14 protein-coding genes are annotated in these 19,033 nt (G+C 43.1%); 9 read left to right on the forward strand and 5 right to left on the reverse strand.

From position 1 onward, the window contains the following. Nucleotides 1-152: 152 nt before the first annotated feature. From J1N09_RS07500 to J1N09_RS07510, 3 genes are all read left to right on the forward strand, one after another. Nucleotides 153-2,381 carry an NADP-dependent isocitrate dehydrogenase gene (locus tag J1N09_RS07500; RefSeq protein WP_265199389.1) on the forward strand — a complete coding sequence of 743 codons (2,229 nt, stop codon included), beginning with the start codon at nt 153-155 and terminating at the stop codon, nt 2,379-2,381. A gap of 70 nt (nt 2,382-2,451) precedes the next feature. Further along, nucleotides 2,452-4,818 (forward strand): TonB-dependent receptor, encoded by a 2,367-nt coding sequence (locus tag J1N09_RS07505; RefSeq protein ID WP_265199392.1) that lies wholly within the window; start codon nt 2,452-2,454, stop codon nt 4,816-4,818. A 1-nt stretch (nt 4,819) separates the two neighbouring features. Further along, entirely contained in the window at nt 4,820-5,701 is an 882-nt protein-coding gene (locus tag J1N09_RS07510) for a DUF4249 domain-containing protein (RefSeq protein ID WP_265199393.1), read from the forward strand. Here the strand turns inward: J1N09_RS07510 and J1N09_RS07515 are convergent. The 3 genes from J1N09_RS07515 to J1N09_RS07525 are packed head-to-tail and all read right to left on the reverse strand — an operon-like array spanning nt 5,688 to nt 9,789. Then, entirely contained in the window at nt 5,688-6,827 is a 1,140-nt protein-coding gene (locus tag J1N09_RS07515) for a glycerate kinase (RefSeq protein ID WP_265199395.1), read from the reverse strand. The genes J1N09_RS07510 and J1N09_RS07515 overlap by 14 nt on opposite strands. Then, nucleotides 6,828-8,474, reverse strand: coding sequence for a sodium:solute symporter family transporter (locus tag J1N09_RS07520; RefSeq protein WP_265199396.1), 1,647 nt, complete (start codon nt 8,472-8,474; stop codon nt 6,828-6,830). It abuts the gene before it with no gap. 1 nt (nt 8,475) lies between these two features. Continuing rightward, on the reverse strand, nt 8,476-9,789 hold the full coding sequence (locus J1N09_RS07525) for an amylo-alpha-1,6-glucosidase (RefSeq protein WP_265199397.1): 1,314 nt from the start codon (nt 9,787-9,789) through the stop codon (nt 8,476-8,478). Nucleotides 9,790-9,856: 67 nt separating this feature from the next. On the opposite strand from J1N09_RS07525, the gene murQ reads away from it, so the two are divergent. Together murQ and J1N09_RS07535 are read left to right on the forward strand one after the other, a co-directional pair. After that, on the forward strand, nt 9,857-10,672 hold the full coding sequence (murQ, locus tag J1N09_RS07530) for an N-acetylmuramic acid 6-phosphate etherase (protein ID WP_265199398.1): 816 nt from the start codon (nt 9,857-9,859) through the stop codon (nt 10,670-10,672). Then, nucleotides 10,665-10,892: a DUF6095 family protein gene (locus tag J1N09_RS07535; protein WP_265199399.1), complete on the forward strand. Its 228-nt coding sequence runs from the start codon at nt 10,665-10,667 to the stop codon at nt 10,890-10,892. Before murQ ends, J1N09_RS07535 begins: the two co-directional genes overlap by 8 nt. Here J1N09_RS07535 and J1N09_RS07540 read toward each other — a convergent pair. Continuing rightward, the gene (locus tag J1N09_RS07540; protein ID WP_265199400.1) at nt 10,870-12,375 is read right to left on the reverse strand and encodes a sensor histidine kinase; all 1,506 of its coding nucleotides are present in this window, start codon (nt 12,373-12,375) and stop codon (nt 10,870-10,872) included. The genes J1N09_RS07535 and J1N09_RS07540 overlap by 23 nt on opposite strands. A gap of 13 nt (nt 12,376-12,388) precedes the next feature. After that, entirely contained in the window at nt 12,389-13,132 is a 744-nt protein-coding gene (locus tag J1N09_RS07545; protein ID WP_265199401.1) for a LytR/AlgR family response regulator transcription factor, read from the reverse strand. Between the two features lie 245 nt (nt 13,133-13,377). Here J1N09_RS07545 and J1N09_RS07550 point away from each other — a divergent pair, with 245 nt between their 5' ends. From J1N09_RS07550 to J1N09_RS07565, 4 genes are read left to right on the forward strand one after another with little or no spacing between them, the layout of a single operon-like run. Continuing rightward, entirely contained in the window at nt 13,378-16,611 is a 3,234-nt protein-coding gene (locus tag J1N09_RS07550; RefSeq protein WP_265199403.1) for a serine hydrolase domain-containing protein, read from the forward strand. A 10-nt stretch (nt 16,612-16,621) separates the two neighbouring features. Then, nucleotides 16,622-17,254: a hypothetical protein gene (locus tag J1N09_RS07555; RefSeq protein ID WP_265199404.1), complete on the forward strand. Its 633-nt coding sequence runs from the start codon at nt 16,622-16,624 to the stop codon at nt 17,252-17,254. 10 nt (nt 17,255-17,264) lie between these two features. Continuing rightward, the gene (locus tag J1N09_RS07560) at nt 17,265-18,107 is read left to right on the forward strand and encodes a DUF4412 domain-containing protein (protein ID WP_265199407.1); all 843 of its coding nucleotides are present in this window, start codon (nt 17,265-17,267) and stop codon (nt 18,105-18,107) included. A gap of 10 nt (nt 18,108-18,117) precedes the next feature. Beyond that, nucleotides 18,118-18,927 carry a hypothetical protein gene (locus tag J1N09_RS07565; protein ID WP_265199409.1) on the forward strand — a complete coding sequence of 270 codons (810 nt, stop codon included), beginning with the start codon at nt 18,118-18,120 and terminating at the stop codon, nt 18,925-18,927. The last annotated feature ends 106 nt before the right edge of the window (nt 18,928-19,033 follow it).

The following is a 19,033-nucleotide window of genomic DNA, read 5'->3' on the forward strand; positions in this document are numbered from 1 at the left end:
AAGAAGCCATATCAAAGTAGCAATACGGTGATATGGCTTTTCTTGTTTATAGCGTTTTCCCATTCTTTTCTCACCCCTTTCCCTTTTAAAAGCAGTGGCTATTCCGTATATTTGGCATCCTTAAAACAAGTTCACTAAAATACTTCACAACCATGACCAAATCCGCCAAGATCATTTATACGATGACGGACGAAGCTCCGTTTCTAGCTACACATTCATTACTTCCAATTATTGAAGCTTTTGCCCGACCATCGGGCATTGATGTTGAAACCCGGGATATTTCCCTGGCTGGCAGGATACTGGCGAAATTTCCTGAGTATTTAACCGAAGAACAACGCATAGGTGACGCCCTTGCCGAACTTGGGGAACTTGCAAAGACGCCCGAAGCGAACATCATCAAACTTCCGAATATTAGTGCTTCATTACCTCAGCTTTCCGCAGCCATCGCGGAGTTGCAATCTAAAGGCTATGCCCTTCCGGATTATCCGGATGACCCACAAACGGACGAAGAACGAAAGATAAAAGCTACCTACGACAAGGTGAAGGGAAGCGCAGTAAACCCTGTGCTGAGGGAAGGAAACAGCGACAGACGTGCTCCAAAGGCAGTGAAAAACTATGCCAAGAAGAATCCGCATAGCATGGGTGCCTGGAGTGCAGATTCCAAGACTCATGTGTCTACAATGTCCGGTGGCGACTTCCGTCATAATGAGAAATCCGCTACCATGTCCAAAGCAGGAGCACTTTCTATAGTGCACACGGATACGGCCGGAAACAAAACTACCTTGAAAGACAATATCGCCGTACTCGAAGGTGAGATCGTAGACGGTACATTAATGCAAAAAAAGGAATTACTGGCATTCCTGTCTGAACAAGTTAAGGAGGCCAAAGCTCAAGGAGTATTGTTCTCTTTGCACATGAAAGCCACCATGATGAAGGTGAGCGATCCGATTATCTTCGGACATGCCGTACGCGTTTATTTTGCAGATCTGTTCGATAAATATGGCGATACGTTCGAGCGCCTCGGAGTGGATGTGAATAATGGTTTTGGAGACCTGGTTAATGATCTGGAAAAACTGTCCGAAGGAGAGAGAACCGAGATTCTTGCAGAGATCGATCGAATCTACGAAGCCAATCCGGACCTCGCCATGGTGAACAGCGATAAAGGCATTACGAACCTACACGTTCCAAGTGACGTGATCATCGATGCTTCCATGCCTGCTATGATCCGCAACGCCGGACAAATGTGGGACAAGAACGGCGATACCCGCGATGCCAAGGCAGTGATCCCCGATAGTAGTTATGCTGGTGTTTACCAGGCTGTAATTGATTCCTGTAAGGAACACGGGGCGTTCGACCCAACGACCATGGGAACAGTTCCCAATGTTGGGCTGATGGCTCAGAAAGCCGAAGAATACGGCTCACACGATAAAACATTTGAAGTACCGGCTAACGGGAAAATCACTGTGCTGGACCAGGATCTGGATACCGTTATGGAACACGATGTGTCGGAAGGCGATATCTGGCGTATGTGCATGGTAAAAGACTTGCCTGTACAGGACTGGGTGAAACTAGCTGTATCGCGCGCCAGAGCTACTCATTCTCCGGCGATTTTCTGGTTGGATGAAGACAGAGCACACGATGCCCAATTGATCAAAAAAGTAAATAATTACCTGCCAAACCACGATACAAGTGGACTGGAGATCAAGATCCTATCCCCGGAAAAGGCAACTAAATATACCCTGGAGCGAGTTAGAAAAGGACAGGATACGATTTCCGTAACCGGGAATGTACTGCGGGATTATCTCACCGACCTCTTCCCTATCCTCGAACTGGGTACCAGTGCGAAGATGCTCTCCATTGTTCCTCTGATGAACGGCGGTGGACTCTTTGAAACCGGGGCGGGCGGATCTGCACCAAAACACGTTCAGCAGTTTGTTAAGGAAGGACACCTACGATGGGATTCCCTGGGTGAATTCCTCGCACTTGCTGTTTCTTTGGAGCACCTTGGAACTACTTACAATAACGATAATGCAATCCTCCTTTCCGAAACTCTGGATGAAGCAACTGAAAAGTTACTCGAGAACAAGAAAGGCCCTTCGAGGAAAGTAAACGAACTCGATAACAGGGGTAGTCATTACTATCTTGCTATGTATTGGGCAGAAGCCCTGGCCAATCAGGATAAGAACCAGGCGCTTAAAGCGCAATTCAGTCCGGTGGCAGAGCAGCTACGCATGAACGAGGAGAAAATCGTTAATGAATTGAATGACACACAGGGCAGTCCGGTGAATATCAACGGTTATTACAAACCTGATACTGCTATGGTTAATAAGGAGATGCGCGCAAGTACAACGCTGAATTCCATACTTACCAGCATTTCATAATTTAACAAAACACTTAGGGGTAACCCTTTTGGATTTCAAGTTGAATGGCTATTTTTAGCAAAAATTCGAATTGAAAAAACTGACCCTTCTCCTCTTAGTACTTTCAGTTGCAATCACATATGCCCAGGATAAATTTACCCTAAGTGGCACTATATCCGAATCGGCCACCGGTGAGACCCTTATAGGGGTGAATGTACTCATACTCGATCTTCGGACCGGAACGTCCACAAACGAGTACGGCTTCTATTCAATCACCTTACCCGCTGGTACATATGAGATTACGTACAGTAGTCTTGGTTTTGTTACCCAATCCACTACAATTGACCTGTCGCAGAATGTTCGTCAGAATGTTCTCATGATCAGTGATACGGAACAACTCGACGAAGTTGTGATCGAGGCGGATGTGGAGCGGGCGAGCATCAAGGCCGCCCAGATGAGTGTAAACACGCTCACCGCGGAAACCATACGATCTATTCCCGTGGTTCTGGGCGAAGCAGACGTGGTTAAGTCGCTCTTGCTTCTTCCCGGAGTAACCAGTGCCGGTGAGGCCTCCTCAGGCTTTAACGTACGAGGAGGTGCGGCAGATCAAAACCTGATACTGCTCGATGAGGCTACTATATTCAATTCTTCCCACCTCTTTGGATTCTTTTCAGTATTCAATCCGGATGCTATTAAGGACGTGAAGTTGTTCAAAGGTGGAATACCGGCGCGTTATGGAGGTCGAGTTTCTTCGGTACTTGAGATCTTTCAGAAAGAAGGAAACAGCCGTGAATTAAAAATCAACGGTGGAATCGGGGCTGTTGCCAGCAGGTTATTGGCCGAAGGACCCATAGTTAAAGACAAAGCAGCTTTCCTGGTTGGTGGTAGAGGATCTTATGCTCATTTGTTCCTACCCCTTTTCGACATTGAGAACCGCGCCTATTTCTACGATTTGAACACCAAGATCAACTATCGACTTAACGACAGGAACAGCTTCTTCCTTTCAGGTTACTTCGGAAGGGATCTCTTCAGTATAAATGAAAGTTTTGTAAACGTTTATGGAAATGCCCTGGGGAATTTCAGGTGGAACCATATATTTTCCGATAAGTTGTTCTCTAATCTCTCCGTGATCTATTCGGATTACTACTATGGTTTGGAACTGGACTTTGTAGGCTTCGAATGGAACTCAGGTATTCAGAATTTCAATATAAAATACGACCTAAAACACTATCTATCGGACAAGCTGCAGGTGAATTACGGGATCAATAATATTTACTACAGTTTCAATCCCGGAAAGATCGAACCTAACAATCCGGAATCGGGAATCCTTGAAGAACAGCTAATCAAGAAATACGCCAATGAATTTGCGGCCTACGTAGACGTGGAGCACACCTTAACCGAAAAACTTAGGGTGCAATATGGTTTACGATTGAGTCATTTTATACGCTTCGGACAAGATGAACTGAATATTTACCAAAACGACAATCCAGTTGAATTCGACCCCTTTCTGCTTATCTATCGGGGAGCCGAACCCATTGGTGTACAGGAATCCAGCCGGAGCGATCAACTGGCGTCGTTTACCAATCTTGAACCAAGAGTATCCTTGTCCTACGCCTTCAGCGATGACGCTTCCATCAAGGCAAGTTATACTCGAATTGCCCAATACCTCCACCTGCTGAGCAACACCAGCTCCCCCACTCCCCTGGATGTGTGGACTCCCAGTGGACCTTTTGTGGAACCGCAGTTGCTAGATCAATATGCCTTCGGTTTTTTCAAGAATCTTTGGGAAAGGGATTACACCCTGGAAACGGAAGTGTTTTATAAAGACATACAAAACCGGATCGACTACATCGATGGGGCCAATTTGATCGCAAATAACGCGATCGAACAAGTAATACTGAACGGAGAAGCAAGAGCCTATGGTCTCGAATTCTTACTTCGGAAAAACACAGGGAAACTGCAAGGATGGATAGCTTACACCCTATCGAAATCGGAGCAACGAACCCCGCCGAGGGATGCAAACGAGATCGGTATCAACAACGGGGAATGGTACAACACCCCTTACGATAAACCCCACGACATTGCCGTGTACGGCAATTATGAACTTAACGACAAATGGAGATTTAACGGGAACTTTGTCTTCCAGACCGGGCAACCTACCAACTTCCCAATCGGACAGTTTGAATTCCAGGGATTGGTGATTCCTTATTTCGGATTGAGAAACTTAACGCGACTTCCGGACTACCACCGCATGGATATCGCAGCCACTCTTACACCTGGTAAGAACAAAGATCGCAACTGGCAGGCAGAATGGGTATTCAGCATCTATAATGTGTACAACAGAAGAAATGCAGCGGCCATCAATTTCAGGCAGAACCAGGACACGGGTGTGAATGAGGCGGTGAGGACATCCATCTTCGGAATAGTGCCATCGGTGACATATAATTTTAAATTTTAGTATGAACATAAAAAATATAACATCCCAACTAGGACTCCTCATCATTACAAGTCTGATCTTATTAATGGGTTCCTGTGAAGACGTTATCGAGGTGGAGCTGAGCTCCGAAGAGCCCAGGCTGATTGTCGATGCATTGATCCGCGTTGATACGAATGAAGCCTTCACCAAGGTTAGTGTAAAAGTAAGCGAGACCAGTTCTTTCTTCGAATCTGTACCGGCCGCGAATCTTCAACAGATCACGCTAACGAATCTCTCACTTCCCGGTGGAGGTATCGACCCTCCGGTGCTTATTGAAGAAGTGCCGGGTTCCGGTATTTACAGCAAAGTATTTGCTACGGAATTCTTAACCGAAGGCAGTCTCCTTTTACAAATTGATTATCAAGATGAGTTCTTTGTAGCCATGGCGGAATTTGTTCCTACGGTGCCTTTGGACAATGTTGTGCAAGGTGACGGATTCCTGTTCGATGAGAATGACATAGAGTTGATCATTGCCTTTACCGACAATGGAGACCGGGATGATTTTTATCTTTTTGATTTCAGCTTCGGGAATTATCTGGTTAGTGAGGATGAATTTTACCAGGGACAGGAGTTTGAATTTTCATACTTCTACGATGACGAATTATCGCCAGGCGATTCTGTAGACATAAGTATAATGGGAGTTGACGAGGACTTTCATAACTACATGGACGAACTGATCACACAATCGGGGGAAAATTTCGGGCCATTCGAAACCCCAGCTTTAACGGTTCGTGGAAATATCATTAACGCTACTGATATTGACAATATTGACAATTTCAACAATCTTGATTCAGCAGATAATTTTGCCCTGGGGTACTTCGCGATAGTTCAGGAATACAAGGAAACCATTGTTATCGAAGAGTAAATGCCTTGATGAGTCCGGCCGTTCTCTCCCGGATCAGTTCCGAAGCAAACTCATAGCTATACCCTTCTTCTTGATCCGCACGGAACAATTCATCGGCGTCCTGCAATCCCAGATCCGCTACACCTTTTCTGTCTAAATTGAGCTTACCGCAAACTGCGAGGACGGGGATACCGTGTTCCTTAGCCTCCATAGCCACCCCTGAAACCAATTTTCCATAAGATGTCTGTGAATCGATACAGCCTTCTCCCGTCAGGATCAAATCAATTTTTTCTGAAATCAGTTTGTCCTGGAAACCGGCCAGTTTCAGCATAAAAGAGACTCCCGATATATAGGCTGCACCCAGAAAGGATTTTAACCCGAAGGCAGTTCCACCTGCCGCCCCGGAACCCGGTAGCTCTGAATGATCGGCGCCTAATTCTCTTGATATCACTTTACTTATTGAACGCAATCCATTGTCCAACTGCTCGATCTCTTGCGGGGATGCTCCTTTTTGTTTCGCATAAGTATATGCGGCACCCTCTGGACCAAAAAGTGGATTCAGTACGTCGTTTATCGCATAGAAAGAAATGCTGTGCATAAAATCCTTCGGAATGTCAATAGCAGCAATCTTTTCCAGCATTTTACCACTCGGTGAAACTATGGACCCCGCACTATCGAAGAACTCATAGCCCAGGGCCGATGCTATCCCCGTACCGGCATCATTGGTGGCACTACCCCCAATACCCAGGCAGATCGTATTAGCACCCATAGAGAGCGCATGTTTTATTTGAATCCCGGTTCCATAGGTCGATGTATGCATTGGGTTTCGCTCTTCCTTACTTAGGAGTTCCAGTCCCGAAGCCCGCGCGAGTTCCAGATAGGCAGATTCAGACTGATTGTCAAATAAATAACTGGCTTCGAGTGCCCGACCAAGTGGGTCCACCGTTTCGCAGGGAATTTCTTCCACCGAATCCAAATGTTCCCTTACGGAATCCAGGAACCCTTCACCGCCATCCGAAGCAGGGATATGAGTGATATTTGCATCAGGATCAACACTGAAAACCCCTTGACGCATGGCCTTAACCACCTCAGAAGAAGTAAGGCTATCCTTAAAGGCATCTGGTATGAGTAATACATTCAGCGACATCTACGAAAATATCTGGGGAACGAAATAGCTGAATATGAGTATCACGACAAAGAAGATCAGAAGTATAAAAACTTCTTTAGAGTAAATGTCGCTTTTCTTTACTGTGAATTTAATGCCTTCTGCAGTCTTTATTTTAACGTTAGAAGTAAGTGCACTAACCAAAAAGGCTACTACCAGGGAGATAAGCACACCGGTAAAATTCAACCATATCCAAAATATCTTCACACCTATATCGTAATTAAAAATCTCCTGTATCGTATTGGAAAATATCAGGTTGATCAGCACTGCCACTATAATACCAGTATTCATACCCACATGGTTTACACGCTTTGAGAATATAGCCAATACGAAAGTAACCAGAACAGGTCCGTAGAAGACAGACCCAATGGCGTTAATGATCTCAATTACCGTGCTCTTACTTCCTCCGAATAGAAATGAAAAGGCGATACATACCACACCCCAGAAAACAACGGCAAATTTCGAGATTCGCATATAGCGGGCACCTTCGAGTTTTTTCTTTCCACGGTTGAAGAAGTCCTCCACACTCACTGCCGATAAAGAATTTACCGTAGAGCTCAATGATGACATGGCTGCCGACATGATCGCTACCATAAGCAATCCTATCATTCCATGGGGCAGATACTTAGTTATGAAAACAGGGATCATCAGGTCTGCTTTATACCCTGTGGAAGCGAAGTCCTGAGGAAAATGTTTTTCGGTGGTAGCCGCGATCTCACCCATGAAATCGGGTGCCAAAGTCACCAGGGAACCTATGATCAATCCCATGGTGCAATAGATCAACACTACCGGGAAACGAAGCAATCCATTTGCTAGTAGTAGCTGACGGATGGTCTTCTCGTTCTTAGCTGATAGCATTCGCTGCGCCTGGGTCTGGTCACAGCCATAGTAGGACACATAGAGAAAGAAACCACCTATCAACATGGGCCACAGGCCATATTCCTCATCAGTGCCAATACCAAGATTGAGGTTGATCACGTCAAGGCGTTCGGTTGCGAAACCATTTGTGAGTCCGCCTGCATCTTCAACAAGATACCAACCATAGAACAAGCATACCAGCAAGCCTCCGAAGAGGAGGATCATCTGGATGGCATCACCCCATACAACAGCCTTCATCCCACCCTGCCAACTGTAAATGATGGTGATGACACTTATGATCAGAATGGTATAGATATAGTCGATATCCAGAACGGCCTGCAGGATGATTGCAATTGTGTAGACCATTACCCCTGTTCCCAGGGCACGACTGATCTGGAAAACAATGCTTAGGATTAATCGTGTTGATGGCGAGAAACGCCTTTCAACATACTCGTAAATACTAACCACCCCGGAACGGAATAGCGGTGGGATCACGAAGAGCATAATGCAGATCATTGCCAGTGGTACTGCAAATTCAAAGGTGAGCCATTTCATTCCTCCGCCCAATTTCAATCCCACGAAGGCGGGTGCCGAAATAAAACTAATGGCCGACAATTGAGTTGCCATAGTCGACAGACTCAATGGGAACCATCCCATACTTCGGCCACCCAGGAAATAATCTGTAGAGTCTTTGTTGTTTTTGAAGAAATACCCCATTCCCAGGAAAAAGACGATATAAAGTATTACGATGGTGTAATCGAGCCAATTCATATTATAGTTTGTTAGTTAGCAGATCGATGGTTAATGCCGCACTCCAGGAAAAGTTGTTACCACCATAGCCTTTATCCAGGGTTTTGTTCAACTCTTTCGAAGGTTCGAAGTATTCGTAGAAACCATAAGTCTCCATGAAGTGGATGGTATGTTCTTTTATCTTTTCTGAAAGTTCCTCATAACCATAGCGTTTCAACCCACGATAGATGATCCAGTTCAGGTTGATCCAAACAGGGCCCCTCCAGTATTTTTTCGAATTAAAGAATTCGCTGGACGGGTCGAAGGATGCACAGAGGAAATTCTCATCATTTTCGCCACTGAAACTACCTCTATGAAGATGTTCAATCATGGTTTCTGCCCTTTCTTCAGAAGGGATTCCAGCCATAAGCGGTGTAAAACTGGAAGACGATAGGTGGGACAACTTACGCTCATTCCGAAGGTCATAATACACATAGCCCTGTAAATTTTCGTCGAACAATTTTGAATTCATAGCTTGTAAAGCTTGCTCCTGCCACTGTTCAAGCTGTGCTACTTTATTATTCTTACGCAACAATTTTCCAAGTGCGATAAGGCTCTCATTGGCCTTGATCAACATACTATTGAACAAGGGGTCCTGCACCAGGAATGGAGAGCCTTCTGCAATCTTGGCATCGTCATACTTCCATTGCTTGAATAGTTCAATAAGGTGAATGTAGTATTGGTATTCCTTGTTGGTAGGGCGATGCGAAGCATCAATAAGCTTAGTATCCTTTCGATCAAGCTCATAATCCGGTACTTCAAAAGTACTCCAGATAAAATCCCAAACCGGAGTATTATCTGTTCCGGCTTCCCAGTTATGACAAATGTATACCAGCCCTTCATTCTGGGGATCGCGGTTCGTATAGAAATAATGATGATTTTGATAGACGGCATCATAGACCGAATCGATAAAAGAGAGGATGTCTTCTTTGTCTTCTGAAATGCGATAAAGTTCTTCCAGTACAAAACCCAGAACAGGTGGCTGTGTGATCCCTGAAGTCCTTACGTCAGGGCTTTGATCACTGAGATGAGCCGCGTGTACTTCGGGGCCCGGGTAATAGGTTTTGGACTCGTTGTGAAATACTATATGAGGCAGGAATCCATTTTTCCATTGCCCCTTCAGCAGGGAACGAATCTCCGATTTGGCGCGTTCCATGTCGATATGAGCCCAACCAATTGCGATGAACCCCGAATCCCAATTCCATTGAAAGGGGTACAAACCTTCACAGGGAATGGTAAATGCTTCTTTCCAATTATTGTGGAGAACTTTTGAGGCTTGCTCAAGTAAAGACGGCATATAATTCAGTTAGCTTTTATAAATATAGGGTTTTAATCATTACTTTTGAACGAACAAAATCTTCGCTTTGACCTTCAAAAAGACGACAGAGGAATCCTCGAACTACGACCACCTTGAAAAAATGTCGGTGCAGGAGATCCTTGTCTCTATGAACCAGGAGGACAAAACCGTTCCCGATGCCGTGGAGCAGGCCTTACCACAGATTGAGGCACTGGCAGAAAAGGTTTCTGATCAACTACTGAAAGGTGGTAGATTATTTTATGTGGGGGCGGGTACCAGTGGCCGACTGGGAGTAGTGGATGCCAGTGAATGTCCGCCAACATTCGGTGTGCCACATGGACTTGTGGTTGGTTTGATCGCCGGAGGTGATAGCGCCATTCGAAAGGCGGTGGAATTTGCCGAGGACTCAAAGGAACAAGGCTGGTTAGATCTAGTGGATTATCAGATTTCTGAAGGAGATATTGTTATTGGGATCGCAGCTTCAGGAACAACACCTTATGTGTTGGGAGCCCTGGAAGAATGTAACAAGCGAGACATTCCAACGGGTTGTATTACCTGCAATGAAGGAAGTCCCCTTGCGATGACCGCAAAGTTCCCGGTGGTAGTTGTGGTTGGGCCGGAATTCGTAACGGGAAGTTCCAGGATGAAGGCGGGTACCGCTCAGAAACTGGTGTTGAATATGATTAGTACTTCGGCTATGATAAAACTTGGGCGCGTAAAGGGAAACCGTATGGTCGACATGCAGCTTAGCAACAATAAGCTAGTGGATCGCGGTACACGAATGGTTATGGAAGCTTTACACATTTCAGAAAGTGATGCAAACGAACTCCTGTTAAAACACGGAAGTGTACGAAAAGCAATAGAATCACGAGCCAATGCCTAAAGGACATACCGATAAAAAAATGCTGGTTAAGGGGATCAAATACATGGCCCTGGTCATTCCATTATTGGTACTCACCACTTATTTGTTCACATTCATGTTCCTGAATAAGGAAACAAGACTATTCTACATCGTGATGCCGCTGGCAATAGCCGGAATGGCCGGCACCTTCTGGCTGGGGTTCAAGGGGCTGAAAACGATCATGAAGGCGGTATTTGGGTAGTTGAAACGGGCAAGGTTATCAATACCCTGGTACCGGTTGAATTTCCCTCCTCGTCCGTACAATCGATGATCTGTATGTTGCATTCCTTAGATGTACCATGGACGAAATTTCGAAGTCGTTCTTCCGAAAGAACTATGCCATAAGATTTACGCTTTAGAACCTTTCGTTCTTTGATCGCAGCAGCTTGTTTTCTACCAATCCCGTTATCGTAGATCGATACTTTGACCCGATCATCCTCAAGGGTGATATCCATTAAAAGTTCTTTCGATCCCTTTTTCGAGGACAAGCCATGCCAGATGGCATTTTCCAAAAATGGTTGTAAGATTAATGCAGGAACCTTTATTGTATTAAGGGCTAATTCGGGAGCAACATTTATATCAAAATGGATCTCGTTATTGAATCGAATGTTTTCGACCTGCAGATAAAGTTCAGCAATTTCAATTTCCTCGGCAAGAGAGACATCTTTTTCTATTGAAGAGGATAGTATCATTCGTATTAATTTGCTGAATTTATTCAAATAAAAAACCGCCTGTTCACGGTCATTATCAATGATGTATCCCTTTATTGAATTCAACGAGTTAAATATAAAATGAGGATTCATCTGATTACGTAACGCGGCTAATTTTAATTCGGCTATATTCTTTTCAAATTGAACACTGATACGTTCCATAGCATCCTTTTCCACTGTAGCTTTCAGCTGCTTTATCTCCGATTCAAGTTTCGAGCGAAATTCCCGCTCAAGCATCTCGTTTTGCCTTATTTGTGCAATCAATTCGCTTTGGGCCCGGTTTCGTTCATCCAGGATCAACTTCTGACGTTTTCCCAGACCTAGTGAGAAAAGGAAATTCTCAGTGATGTAACCAATATATAGTAGCGAAAATGAGGGCTGTACGGGTTGCCCACTCATCTGAAGACGTATGTATTCAGCAAGTGAACTTACTGAAAAAACCATCAATAATATTGAGCCTATGATAAGATAGTATTTCAATCTCCTTTTTGACTTGAACAGAAGTATATACGTCAGGACACTCAGAACCAAAATATAGATTACAAAAAAGTGATAGAATTGCATGTCCAGATTGTAGTTATCGGTATACAAATACACTATGAACTGGATCACTGTGTAGGCTGATATCAACAATATGGCCTTTCTGATATATCCATGCCATTTTGGAAAATCCTCCTTGATGTTCAAAAATTCAAATGCAAAGAAAAAATAGATGATATAGTAGGACTGGGTATAGAACGTTCCCAAATCATTAAGCTTTCCCAAATTACGAACAAGGGGGTATAAGAACCAATTCTCAAGAAACTGATTCTGTGATAAGACGATTAGAAATAAGTAAAGAGCATATAAAATGTAGAGGGTGCTTTTGTTCTGAAAATAAAGGAACAAGTGATAAATGGCCAGAAGAAGCAATCCACCCAGGGTAAAATAAAAAAAACCGTTATTGAATGGGTCGAATAAGATAATTTCGATCAAGTTATCGAGCATTTTACCTGGCAATTCGTTGCATCAAATTATCTCTCCTGGACCTGGAAACAGGGATCTGATGATCATTAGTCATAATCAAATAATAACCTTCTCCACGGATATACTCCCTAATATGTTCAATATTAACACAGTACGAGTTATGAATTCGGCAAAAGGAGTCGGTTAATAATTCTTCATGCACCTCTTTAAGATTCTTTGTTATAACTTCCTTTCTACCATCTGCCAAATAAAATTCAGTATAATTTCCATCTGATTTACAAAAGACAACTTCATCCGAATGCACAAAAAGAGTTTTTCCGGAAAGTGGGATGGATATCTTTTTTCGGCGATTAGCGCTGTTTATTGAGCTTAGCATTTTTTCTACATCGAACCCTAAGTCGTGCTTTTCTTTACGATTGATAATTTTAGCGACCGCCCGAGTCAAATCATCGGAATCTATAGGTTTTAGCAAATAATCAATTGCGTTTTCTTTGAAGGCTTTGATAGCGTAATTGTCATAGGCCGTTGTGATGATCAAATTGAACTGCCTGAACCTCAATTCTTTTAATAACTGAAAACCATCCATTTGTGGCATTTCAATGTCCAGGAACACGCAATCCGGCTTGAGATAGTCAATTCCGGAAATAGCCTCAACTGGGTTGGAAAAACACTCTACCACTTCTAGTTCCGGACAGAATTTATCAATTTCCCATTTCAGGTTCTTAATGGCCCTGGTCTCATCATCTACGATAATCGCTTTTAACATAGTTCAGAAGATAATACTTTAAAGTTAACTACAATATCGAAAACATGCCCCACTAATGTATCAATGGCTTCCGAACGACTTTGGATATACTGTAAAACTGTATGATTCACCTTTTATCCTTGACAATTTTGTCCATTTCAATTATACAGGAAATTGAACTGACTACACACTTTTATCAGTTGATCAGACAATTGAACCCCGGTAAAAATAATCAATGTATAGTTTTATTTGAGAAATTCCATATCATGAGAAACAAATACATACTGATTATTGTTCTAATGTTAACGTGCACAGTAAGCACTGAGGCACAAATCCTTAAAAAGATAAAGAAACTGAAGGACGGCGTCGCTGCTACACTCTCGCTGGACAAACTTAGTCGGGAGCCGGTTACTACATCCTTCAGCGATGTCGACAAGACCAAATACCTTTCGGATGATTTTGGAAACAATGCCGAGTATAAAAATCTTCACGAGCAACCATACACCTGGGAAAATGGTTTCTTTCTAACACCAGGGTATTACGAAGGCTACTTCAAGTCGTTTTGCATCAAAGCCGGAACGTACACCCCTCAGGAAGGTAACGGACGCTTTTATGCAGAATTAAAAGGTCCAAAAGCCGATATAGTGGCAGCGATCATAGATGGGTTTCAGCAAAAAAGTGACGAAATAACGCAACAAGAGGTGCAACTGCTGCTCTGGGCGATCATTGCAAAAACAGATTTTCAAAAAATGAGTGGCCCAATTAAAGTGACAGCGCTTAAGCTTCTTTCCCCTGAACAAATAGCCAGACTAAGTAAAGGGGCGCTGGACAACTATGCTTCATCTCAAATATCCAAGGTGGCAAATAAAAACCCCACCATGCGAGCGGTACTCGAAGCAGAGAATAGTCTTAGGAATAAATACTACCAGGGGATCAACGACTATTCAGAATATGAAGAGATAGCCATGAGAGCAGGCATAGAACCCGTCCTGAACGGATTTGATACCGGCCGATGGACCAAACACCCCAATGGGTTTTTTATTCGATATATAGTTGGGAATTATGCCAAAACGGTGGTCCAGATATATGTTCCGGAGGATATCACCGCTTATCGACCCATTGGCGGAAAAGGACCTTCTTTCGACGATTACTACATGCCTGTTAAAGGAAAAAATTATAGATCCAGGAATAGCGTAGCTACGCCATCAAACAACAGTGCACAACGCATTATACAAACGGATATACCAGTTGATGACTCACAGGGATGGCCTGGCGGCAATTCAGGTGGCAATGGTGGGATTGCAGGCACCGGTGGTAGTGGTGGTTCCGGAGGATCTGGTGGTAGCGGTGGCTCCGGAGGGTCCGGGGGAAATGACGGTTCCGGAGGAAGTGGCGGATCTGGCGGTAACGGCGGCTCTGGAGGATCCGGAGGTAGTGGTGGCTCCGGAGGTAACGGTGGCTCTGGAGGGAGTGGTGGCTCTGGAGGTTCGATTCCAGCCGGAGAGCAGGAAAATAATGCATTCCCATGTGACGAAGTTATACACCCAATTGCCCATAAAAATATTCGTTTAGAGATGCTTAGACAAAACATTCCCGGACTGCTTGTGGCCGTATTCAAGGGAGACTCCATCATTCACATGAAAGCCTACGGAAAAATGCGACTCAACCATCCCCTTACGCTGGATACAAAACTGCAATGGGCTTCAGTGTCTAAATCGGTTACAGGAGTTGCCGCCTTGCAAATGATAGAGGATGGGAGGCTCCACCTGGACGACAAGGCCTCGAATGTGGTATCGAATTGGCCTCAAAGACGTGTCAATATCAAAGCAGAAAATGGCAAGGAATACATTGAGGACCGCTACATGGATATCAGCTTGCGCCACCTTCTGAACAATACAAGTGGAATTCAACACTATGGAACAGGAAGGGACGATGCTACCACCACCCAATATGGAAATATAACCTTTAAGTTTGTTCACAGTGGTGACTACTCCCCGGCCATAAATGGTGGGTGGAACGCGAATAGCTCGGTAGAACAATTCAACAAATCGATTCTGGACTTTCCTCCGGGCACCGACTATTTGTACTCTTCTTATGGCTTTAATCTTGCGGGGGCCATGATTGATGCTAAAATTAGTTACGGTTACGACGACTGGGTGATCAAGTATATAAAAAATCACCTTGGACTAAAAAGCTTCAGCATGGCTCGCCATGTTTCCAACCGATACGGTTACGAGTATAGAGATGACGGTATTTTGAAAAATGTGGCTCTGGCCGATCATGACGACGTCCTGCCTGCCGGTGGATGGGAATCTAACATTTGCGATCTGGCAACTTACACCAGGGCATTAAGCAAAGGAGAACTATTAAAAGATGGAGAAGCATTATGGAGAGAAAGTAACTCAACTGTAATAAATGACAAAACTAAACTAATGTATGGAGTAGGCTTGCAGCACAGAGGAACCGGCAAAAACCTCAGAGTATTTCACGGTGGAACCAACAAAGGAAGCCGCGCTTATATTCATTTCTTTCCGAAGGACACCGTAGGAATTGTAATGCTGGCCCCCTTAAGACAAGCGAACTTAGAACGGCTGGCAGCGAATCTCTTTGAAGAAATGAAATTGGGGCCAGACATCTATACTTCCAAAACAACTCCTTTGGATACATGTCATAACGGAATGGCAAGTGGTAAAGATCTGTTCATTGGGGTGTGGAAGAAAACCAACCAGGAACAAATTTTACGAACCGGTCTTGATATCAATGAATTCAGAGATGAAATCAGGATCATGAAAGATGAGTATGGCTATCACCTTGAGGATTTTGAGATACACGTAACCGATGACAACATACAGATCTATGATGGTGTATTCAAAAAGGATAAAAAGGACCAGGTATTATCCACGGGAAGAACGGTGCGAGAAATACTGGAAGACATTACACGGTACAGGGAACTGGGATTGGAAATCATAGATATAGAATTCGGTCTGTTTGATCCTACATCAGATGATATTTCAACTAATAGTTCCATAAATGCATTATTTGAAAAAGGGGCGCCAAGAAGTGAGTTCACCCTGATGTACAGCCAGGATGACTTTTTTGAGCAAATTGAGACCAGTGGTGATCGGAATTTGAAAATAGTGGATGTGGAAGGGCATCCACATACCAATGGAACTATTTGGGCCGGATTGTTTAGAAAAGGAACCGGTAATAAAATAGTTTTTGATACCCCTATCCGATTTCAGCGATCTTTAAAGAATGGAGCCTATGATCACCTGGGCACACTAGTAGACGTGGACATGACCCTTAGAGGAGATCTCCCCACGGCACGTTGGGTCATCAGTATCTGGGAACAAAATACACTTCCTATACGAACCAGTTATGATGATGCGAAGCAACCCGCGTTGAATTTCTGTTCCTTCATGGACTTGCATGAAACCAACAGAGATGAAGGATACGAACTAATTGACCTGGACAGGATTTTCACTCATGTAAAAAAATAGATCATTACTTATGAAACTCAACTACACTTTTATACTTGCGCTACTGTTCTTAGTTATCCATGGCTGTGATAACAATTCGGCAACCGATCAAAAGAAATCCTCGTTGGAAGAGATTTCTGAAAAGAACAAGGAGAAAACAGTTAACGAAACCACGGAAAATAAGAATGAACCGCCTTCCTTAATCTCGCAACTAGCTTCTCTTGGGCCAATGACCGAAGCAGAGATGGACGCATGGATGCCTGAAAAGATAGGGGATTTGGAACGCACCTATTATAAGGCAAATTCTGTCCCGATGATGGGGATCTTTATGACCAAAGCAACCTTCAAAGACCCTAACAGTGCAAAAGAGTTGGATATTTCCATCATGGATGGTGCCGGGGAAAAAGGCAGTCGTGCGATGAGCCCATTTCTCAATTTAAAGAATCTATATCACGACAAATCAGATGATTCAGGCTATCAAAATGTAATCACCAAAAACGAAATGACCATGGTTCAAAAATACCGAAATGCGAGTGATAAATTCAATTTGGAATTTGCACCTAAAAACAGGTATGCCATCAAAATCGAAACCAAAGCTTTATCGGAAGAAGAACTTTGGCAAGCAATCAATCAATTTAAATTTGAAAACCTTCAAGGAATCTAAAATAAAAATCATGAGAAATAAACATCTATTATTACTGTTTTTTTGCTTTACGATATTATATGCTCCATCAGCAGAAGCGCAAATCTTTAAAAAAATAAAAGAAAAAATCAATACCGTAACCGGATCTAAAGAAAAGGAAAAGGATTCTGTACCGGATGGAAACGAAGGAACGCAGCGACCCGAAATGACTGAGGAAGAACAGAAAAAGCAAAATGAAAGAATGGCCAACTTTTTTGGAGGCGGATTGGAAGAAATTCGTGATACCTATGAATTTTCGTATAGCTTAGTTTATCAATTAGATACAGGGAAAGAATCTATGGCTTTAGAGTATCTGCTCGAGCCAGAAGCCGATTATTTTGCCAATAAAATGGTGGATAAACAAACAGAACAATTGATGGTCTACGATTTTAAAAAGAATGCCATGGTCATGTTCATGGAGAATGAGGAGCAGAAAATGGCAATGAAAATGAAGATGCCGAATGCAAAAAAGATGCAGAAAAAATTTGGCAAGAAAATTATACCCGATGAAAAAGAAGAAGAGGTGGACATAGTTCCTATTGAGGGAAAGACCATTTTGGGGTACGAATGTGACGGGTACCAGGTGACTTCTAAAGATGGTGTGGGGAAATTTTGGGTCACCAATGACGCTCCTGTCACCATCAACGAGGTTTTTGCCAATTTTAAATCCCTGCCAAAAAAAGCACGTAATTACCCTATAAGTGTTAAATCATTGATTCTTGAAATGAACTACACTGCCAACCGTGGTAAAAAGGACAATATGACAATGCTTTGCACCCAGCTTGTTGAAATTACTGTCGAAATTAATAAGAAAGATTACAACTCAGGATATTAGAATGAAACATATGAAAACACAATACCTATTGATTTTTTTGATTATTTCCTTAGGAACGGGTATGGAGGTAAAATCCCAGACTCCCTCTAATAACCCCTATGATATGTATGACACTGAAGACGATGAAGAAGAGGAGGATTATGAAGAATTAAAAACATATGATAATGAGATTACAAAACTAGGGAACATTATTCAATCTGATAGTCTTGGTTCATTAGGTGGCTTAATCATTGGTGCTGTGGGTACTTATAGAATGGGACAGAAAGGGTGTTCAAAAACCTATATGTGTATGTGGAATACTCTTGCAAAATACCTTGATATACTTACCTATGAAAAGAAGCTTAAAGGAGATAAATTAGATTGTAAAGAAAGGCAAATCTTAATTGAAGATTATATCCTTTTTATAGGTACTATGAATTTAGACTCCTATTGCCTTGAATATTTACAACCAGAGGAACTGGAAAATCACGAGATAGTTGATGCTATGCTGGCAATGGCTGTGGCTTACTGGTACTTTCGAGGTAAAGAATATACTAATCATGGAGTTGATATGTTAGAACCATACATTGATACACCTCCTTTAGTGAATCCATTTTGTTCCAACGATCTTTTAAATGGAAAAGATTGGAATAATAGAGGCATTCATCCCGATGATTTAGGGTGTGCATGTGGAGAATATATCGGTGAGGTTGATCAAGCCGAAAAGGATAAAGTAATTAAAGACATCCTTACCATTTTAGATGATATAAACCCTGTCTGGCAAGGTCAAAAGCTTATTGAACTCAATGAAATGCTTCAAGCATTGCCCTGTAATAATTAATGGTTTTAAAATAAAAAACCCTGAAGTAGAGTAAACTCACTTCAGGGTTTAAAGAAGGCGGCGACCTACTTTTCCACGTTTGTAGTATCATCGGCGCAAACGGGCT

It is taken from the genome of Aureitalea sp. L0-47 (assembly GCF_026126405.1).
Classification (GTDB): domain Bacteria; phylum Bacteroidota; class Bacteroidia; order Flavobacteriales; family Flavobacteriaceae; genus Pukyongia.

What these genes read in the sequence shown, in the direction of transcription:
- J1N09_RS07500 (WP_265199389.1), top strand. Translation starts at nt 153, where the DNA reads ATGACCAAATCCGCCAAGATCATTTATACGATGACGGACGAAGCTCCG.
- J1N09_RS07510 (WP_265199393.1), top strand. Translation starts at nt 4,820, where the DNA reads ATGAACATAAAAAATATAACATCCCAACTAGGACTCCTCATCATTACA.
- J1N09_RS07515 (WP_265199395.1), bottom strand. Translation starts at nt 6,827, where the DNA reads ATGTCGCTGAATGTATTACTCATACCAGATGCCTTTAAGGATAGCCTT.
- J1N09_RS07520 (WP_265199396.1), bottom strand. Translation starts at nt 8,474, where the DNA reads ATGAATTGGCTCGATTACACCATCGTAATACTTTATATCGTCTTTTTC.
- J1N09_RS07525 (WP_265199397.1), bottom strand. Translation starts at nt 9,789, where the DNA reads ATGCCGTCTTTACTTGAGCAAGCCTCAAAAGTTCTCCACAATAATTGG.
- J1N09_RS07535 (WP_265199399.1), top strand. Translation starts at nt 10,665, where the DNA reads ATGCCTAAAGGACATACCGATAAAAAAATGCTGGTTAAGGGGATCAAA.
- J1N09_RS07545 (WP_265199401.1), bottom strand. Translation starts at nt 13,132, where the DNA reads ATGTTAAAAGCGATTATCGTAGATGATGAGACCAGGGCCATTAAGAAC.
- J1N09_RS07550 (WP_265199403.1), top strand. Translation starts at nt 13,378, where the DNA reads ATGAGAAACAAATACATACTGATTATTGTTCTAATGTTAACGTGCACA.
- J1N09_RS07555 (WP_265199404.1), top strand. Translation starts at nt 16,622, where the DNA reads ATGAAACTCAACTACACTTTTATACTTGCGCTACTGTTCTTAGTTATC.
- J1N09_RS07560 (WP_265199407.1), top strand. Translation starts at nt 17,265, where the DNA reads ATGAGAAATAAACATCTATTATTACTGTTTTTTTGCTTTACGATATTA.
- J1N09_RS07565 (WP_265199409.1), top strand. Translation starts at nt 18,118, where the DNA reads ATGAAAACACAATACCTATTGATTTTTTTGATTATTTCCTTAGGAACG.